The organism is Kitasatospora sp. NPDC059827 (assembly GCF_042731675.1).
Taxonomy (GTDB): Bacteria; Actinomycetota; Actinomycetes; order Streptomycetales; family Streptomycetaceae; genus Kitasatospora.
The window spans coordinates 1-4,938 of sequence record NZ_JBHWIV010000168.1; the positions used below are offsets into that span (position 1 = coordinate 1).

The 4,938-nt window shown below is 73.4% G+C and carries 5 protein-coding genes and 1 pseudogene; 4 read left to right on the plus strand and 2 right to left on the minus strand.

What is annotated here, in order from left to right; translation table 11 throughout:
- From tpx to ACFV8H_RS41160, 3 genes and pseudogenes are all read left to right on the plus strand, one after another.
- Positions 1-128, plus strand: a pseudogene (gene tpx / locus ACFV8H_RS41150) (lipid hydroperoxide peroxidase); the annotation flags it as partial.
- Positions 129-256: 128 nt separating this feature from the next.
- Complete coding sequence (locus tag ACFV8H_RS41155; protein ID WP_380409881.1) at positions 257-664, plus strand: GNAT family N-acetyltransferase; 408 nt, start codon at positions 257-259, stop codon at positions 662-664.
- A gap of 178 nt (positions 665-842) precedes the next feature.
- Entirely contained in the window at positions 843-1,964 is a 1,122-nt protein-coding gene (locus ACFV8H_RS41160) for an NADAR family protein (protein WP_380409873.1), read from the plus strand.
- A gap of 60 nt (positions 1,965-2,024) precedes the next feature.
- On the opposite strand, the gene ACFV8H_RS41165 is transcribed toward ACFV8H_RS41160, so the two are convergent.
- A complete protein-coding gene (locus ACFV8H_RS41165) occupies positions 2,025-2,888 on the minus strand; it encodes an LLM class flavin-dependent oxidoreductase (RefSeq protein WP_380409875.1) in 864 nt (287 codons plus the stop codon).
- Between the two features lie 72 nt (positions 2,889-2,960).
- Positions 2,961-4,103, minus strand: a complete 1,143-nt coding sequence (locus ACFV8H_RS41170) for a GDSL-type esterase/lipase family protein (protein ID WP_380409877.1) — start codon at positions 4,101-4,103, stop codon at positions 2,961-2,963.
- Positions 4,104-4,375: 272 nt separating this feature from the next.
- Here ACFV8H_RS41170 and ACFV8H_RS41175 point away from each other — a divergent pair, with 272 nt between their 5' ends.
- The gene (locus ACFV8H_RS41175) at positions 4,376-4,870 is read left to right on the plus strand and encodes a DUF1772 domain-containing protein (protein WP_380409879.1); all 495 of its coding nucleotides are present in this window, start codon (positions 4,376-4,378) and stop codon (positions 4,868-4,870) included.
- The last annotated feature ends 68 nt before the right edge of the window (positions 4,871-4,938 follow it).

Consider the following 4,938-nt stretch of genomic DNA (forward strand, 5'->3'; position numbering starts at 1 on the left):
CCCTCGCCGGCCTCACCGCCCGCGCCGTCGTCGTCCTCGACGAGAACGACACCGTCCTGCACACCGAACTCGTCGCCGAGATCGCCGACGAGCCCAACTACGAGGCCGCCCTCACCGCCCTCAGCTAACCCCCGCACACCCCACGCACCACGGGCCCGCCCCGCACCGCCACCCACCGCGGCACGAGGCGGGCCCTGCCTGTTCCCGCAGGCAGGGCCGCTGAGCCCTCACCGCCGCTCCGGACTGGGCGCTGAACCTGGCGGTCTTCGAGAACGGCCGGGTCGTCGGCCTGCAGACCATCGCCGCCCGGGACTTCGCCGTCCTGCGGGAGGTCACCACGGCCTCCTGGCTCGGTGTGCGCCATCAGCGGCAAGGGATCGGCACCGAGATGCGCGCCGCCATCCTGCACCTGGCCTTCGCCGGCCTGGACGCGCTGGAGGCGACATCGGGGGCCTTCGAGCACAATGCCTCCTCGTTCGCCGTGTCCCGGAAGCACGGCTATGAGCTCGACGGCATCGACCGTCACGTGGTGCGCGGGCGGCCCGTGACGAACAGGCGGCTCCGGCTCACCCGCGACCGCTGGGAGGCCCGTGCGGCAGTGCCCGTCTCGGTCAGCGGGCTGGCGCCCTGCCGGTCGATGTTCGGACTGTCAGCGGGCGCGTGATCCCTCGCGGGGCAGGTTCGAACGGCTCGGCCCCTCGGCGTGCGGGTGGGCCGGACCAGGTGGGACAGCCGAGGCCGGCCCGGTGCTCGCAGCGGCTGCGGCTGCGGTCGGGGTCGGGGTCGGGGTCGGGGTCGGGGTCGGGGTCGGGGTCGGGGTCGGGGTCGTGGACAATCTCGGGATGTTCGGCAAATGGATCACCCATCGCACGGTGGACGGCGTCCGCGTCCCCGGCACCTGGCGGCACGTGTTCATCCGCAACGGCGGCCACCACTTCCTCATCGACCTCTTCATCTATGCGGACGGGCTCATCGACTGCGGGGGCCTGGTCACCGTCGAGGAGTTCGAGGAGAAGGTGCGCACCGGGTGGGTGGCCACCAGCCTGCCCGAGGGTGGGGAGGCCTCCGCGGACGAGCTGGCGGAGTGGAGGTTCAGCGAGCTGCGGAGCTGGCGGACTCCGGAGCAGTTGGTCGCCGAGGTCCGCGACACCGTCGACCTGCTGAACGGGCGGCCCGACTCGACCCGCCGTTGCCTGGCTGCCGTCGAGGTCTTCCTCGCCGACCGGACCGAGGAGAACCGGGCCGCGGCCCGGGCCGCGTTCATGGCCGTGCCGGCCCCGCAGCGGTGCCGGGTGCTGGGCGACATGGATCGGAAGGACGCCCCGCTGCGCGCGCTGGTGGCCGGGCCGGGCGGCCGGACCTACCTGCCGACCGAACCGCCGGTCACGCAGGAGGTCTACGACCGCGCCCTCGCGTACTTCGAGGAGCGGGCGGCCTGGAGCGCCGAACGGCCCGCTCGTGTCCCGGCGGACGGGCCGGTGGCGTCGCACGCCCCGGCGGTCCGGCTCTGCCGCTTGTCCCCGAACGAGCCGGTGGAGGATCCCGGCAGGCTCGGGCTGCGCAACGAATACCCCGCCCCGATCACGGTGGGAGAGGTCGGCTACCCGTCCGTCACCCACGCCTACTGGGCCTTGTCGGTGGCTCAACCCGATGTCCGGGCCGCGGTCGCGACCGCCGGGACCGCCTCCGCCGCAGGCACGTTGGCGGCCGGGGCGCCCCGCCGCGAGGGCTGGGAGCACCTGCGCACCGCCGTCATGACGCGGCTGCTGCGCGCCAAGTACGAGCAGCACCCCGAGCTGGCCGAGATCCTGCTGGCGACGGGCGACGGCACCCTGATCTACGACGACCTGCACTCGGCCTTCTGGGGCGACAACGCCGGCCAGGGGCGCAACTGGACGGGGCGTCTCCTCGAACTCGTCCGTTCCGAGCTGCACGCACGGCGGGCCGGGATCCCCGGGCTGTGACCGGATCGGGTGAGGAGTTCCGGGGATCCCCGGCGGCACCGGTCAGATGAACGGCACAGGTCAGATGACCGGCGGCCCCGCCTCGATGCGGCGGAGGACCGGGGGTAGGCGGTCGAGGTCGGGGCCGCTCTGGAGCTGCCGCTCGTCCCACCAGGTCGCGCCGGCGTCGTGCAGCGGGCCGACCACGTCCTTGGCCCTGGCCGGGCGCAGGGGCGTGGCGCCGCCGAGCACGAACTCGAAGGGGCGCTCGGCCCCGGTCGTACGGTGCTCGCGCACGTAGCCGACCAGCTCCCGTACCTCCGTCACGTCCGGCGGGTGACCGTGCCGGGCCGTCTCGAAGAGCGGCACCGCGCCGTCCCACCGTGCTGCCCGCCGCATGGGCGCGCGGCGCGGCCAGAAGCCGCCGATCCACACCGGCGGACGGGGCTGCTGCACGGTGGCGGGCACCAGCGTCACGTCGCGGACCTCGTAGTGCCGGCCGTGGTGGTCCACCGGCTCGCCGGACCAGAAGCGGCCCAGCAACTCCAGTCCCTCGTCGAGCCGTTCGGCGAGGATGCGCGGCTCGGCGGGGTCGCCGAAGCTGCGGTACTCGTCGTCGAGCGGGCCGCCCAGGCCCGCGGCGAAGATCGCCCGGCCGCCGCTGAGGTGGTCCAAGGTGGCCACCTGGCGGGCGAGTTGCTGCGGACGGTAGCGAGGGACCGGCGTGAGCAAGGTGCCCAGTCGGATCCGGGAGGTGGCCAGCGCGGCGGCGGTCAGCAGCATCCAGGGGTCCCCGAAGGGGCGGCCCTGGTGCCGTCGGTGCAGGACGTGGTCCCAGACGAAGAGCCCGTCCCAGCCCGCCTGTTCGGCGGCGGCCGCCACGGTCGCGACGTTGCGGGGGTCGGCGAAGTCGCCGAAGTTGGGGATGTTCACGGAGAACCGCATCCCAGCAGGATGCGCGGCCGACCGCGAAGTGGCAATCGAATTCGGACCGGCAGGGTCGGGCGGGTCAGGGGGTCAGGGCGCCAGGGGGCCGCCCGGGGTGAGGGTGAGGTGGGTGAAGCGGGTGGCGATCAGGCGGTGGGCCTCGGGGGTGGGGTGGACGGCGTCGGGGTGCGGGTGGATCTCGTGGTCGGGCTCGCCGTACAGGGCGCGGCCGTCGAGGTAGTGGAGGTTGGGGTCGCCGTCCGCGACCCGGGCTTCGACGATGCGGGCCAGTTCGTCGCGGACCACGGTGAGGGTGAGGCGGCCGGGGCCGGGTTCGCCGGTGGCGCGGAAACGGAGGGTGCCGGCGGTGAAGTCGGGGGCGAGCGGGCCGGGGGTGTGCTCCTGGACGGGGCAGAGGATCGGGGAGACGACCAGGAGGGGGGTGGTGGGGTGGCCGTCGCGGATGGTGTCGAGGAAGCCGTGGACGGCCGGGGTGAAGGCGCGCAGGCGCATCGCGTCGGCGTTGACCACGTTGATGCCGAGCTTGAGGCTGATCAGGTCGGCGGGGGTGTCACGGATGGCACGGGCGGTGAAGAGGTCGAGCAGGGCGCTGCCGCCGAAGCCGAGGTTGGTGAGGTCGAGGCCGGCGGCGAGCGCCACGAGGGCGGGCCAGGTCCCGGTGGGGTGGGTGGCGTTGGAGCCGTGGCTGATGGAACTGCCGTGGTGCAGCCAGCGGTTGCGGGTTCCGGCGGGTACGGGGGTGAGGGGCGCGTCGGAGTCGAGGGCGATGAGTTCGGTGGTCTCGGTGTGCGGGAGCCAGATCTCGACGGTTTTGTCGCGGGCCGGCAGGCCGGTGAAGTGGGCGGTACCGGGCGGGCCTTCGGTGAAGGTGGTGCGGCCGGTGGCGAGGTCGATGGTGCGCAGGTTGCCGCCGGGGACGGTCGCCTCGGCGGTCTGCCGGCCGTCGACGAGGAGGTCGTAGACGCCGTCGGGCAGGTCGGGCACGCCGGGGTAGGCGCGCTTGGTGGGGACGGTGTGCAGTGCCAGCGTGGTGGCGCGGGTGCGGAAGGCGAGCCGGACGCCGGAGGGCTGGGACTGGGCCATCGCGAGCTGCTCGTCGGGGATCTGGCGGCGGGCACGGGCGGGCAGTCGGTGCGGGATCAGGCCGCGGCCGGTGTGTTCGACGTCCAGGTGGCCGTGCAGGAGGGCTTCGGTGACGGGCGTGGTGATCATGGCGTCTCTTCGTTCTGCGGTGTGGAGCTCTGCTTCCTACGAGCAGTATGGGATTGCCTAGATGGTTTAGGCAAATGGAAAGTCTGTGTAGGTGCAAGCAGGGGATCCGGCGTCTCTCCGCTTGAGGGAGTCTTGAGCGGTCGAGCTGGTCCGAACGGGCCGGATGCCGGATGATCGGCCCCGCGGGGCCGGACCGGACCGGAACTCCGGCACGAGCGGCACGAGCGGCACGAGCGACACGAGTGACACGGGTGAGCAGAGGGGCTGCGCGAATGGAAACGGCACGCACACTCGTCCTGGTGGCGGCCACCGTCACCTGCGGACTGACCGCCGGGCTGTTCTACGCCTACGCGTGCTCGGTGATGCCGGCACTCGCCCGGGTCGAGGACCGGACGTTCATCGAGGTCATGCAGCGCGTCAACGTGGCGATCCTGAACGGCTGGTTCGTGCTCGGCTTCGTCGGCGCGCTGCTCACCACGGCCGCCGCGGTCGCCCTGCACCTGCCCTCGGACGGTCACCGCGCGCTGCCCGCCACGATCGCCGCCCTGGTGCTGTACGGGGCGGCGATCGGGGTCACCCGTGCGGTCAACATCCCGCTGAACGACGAGTTGGAGAAGGCCGGGGCGCCGCAGGGGATCGCCGACCCGGCGGCGGTGCGCACCCGCTTCGAGGCGCGCTGGGTGCGCTTCAACGTGCTGCGTGCGCTGCTGTGCACGGCCGCACTGGGCTGTCTCGCCTGGGCGCTGGTGGTCGACGGGCCGCACTGAGCGGCCCGTCGACCTTGCCGGCCTCCCCGGGCGCCCCCCCGCGCCACGCCCGCCCGCGGGGTCATAAA

Coding starts and splice junctions, on each gene's coding strand:
- ACFV8H_RS41160 (WP_380409873.1), top strand. CDS start 843: ATGTTCGGCAAATGGATCACCCATCGCACGGTGGACGGCGTCCGCGTC.
- ACFV8H_RS41165 (WP_380409875.1), bottom strand. CDS start 2,888: ATGCGGTTCTCCGTGAACATCCCCAACTTCGGCGACTTCGCCGACCCC.
- ACFV8H_RS41170 (WP_380409877.1), bottom strand. CDS start 4,103: ATGATCACCACGCCCGTCACCGAAGCCCTCCTGCACGGCCACCTGGAC.
- ACFV8H_RS41175 (WP_380409879.1), top strand. CDS start 4,376: ATGGAAACGGCACGCACACTCGTCCTGGTGGCGGCCACCGTCACCTGC.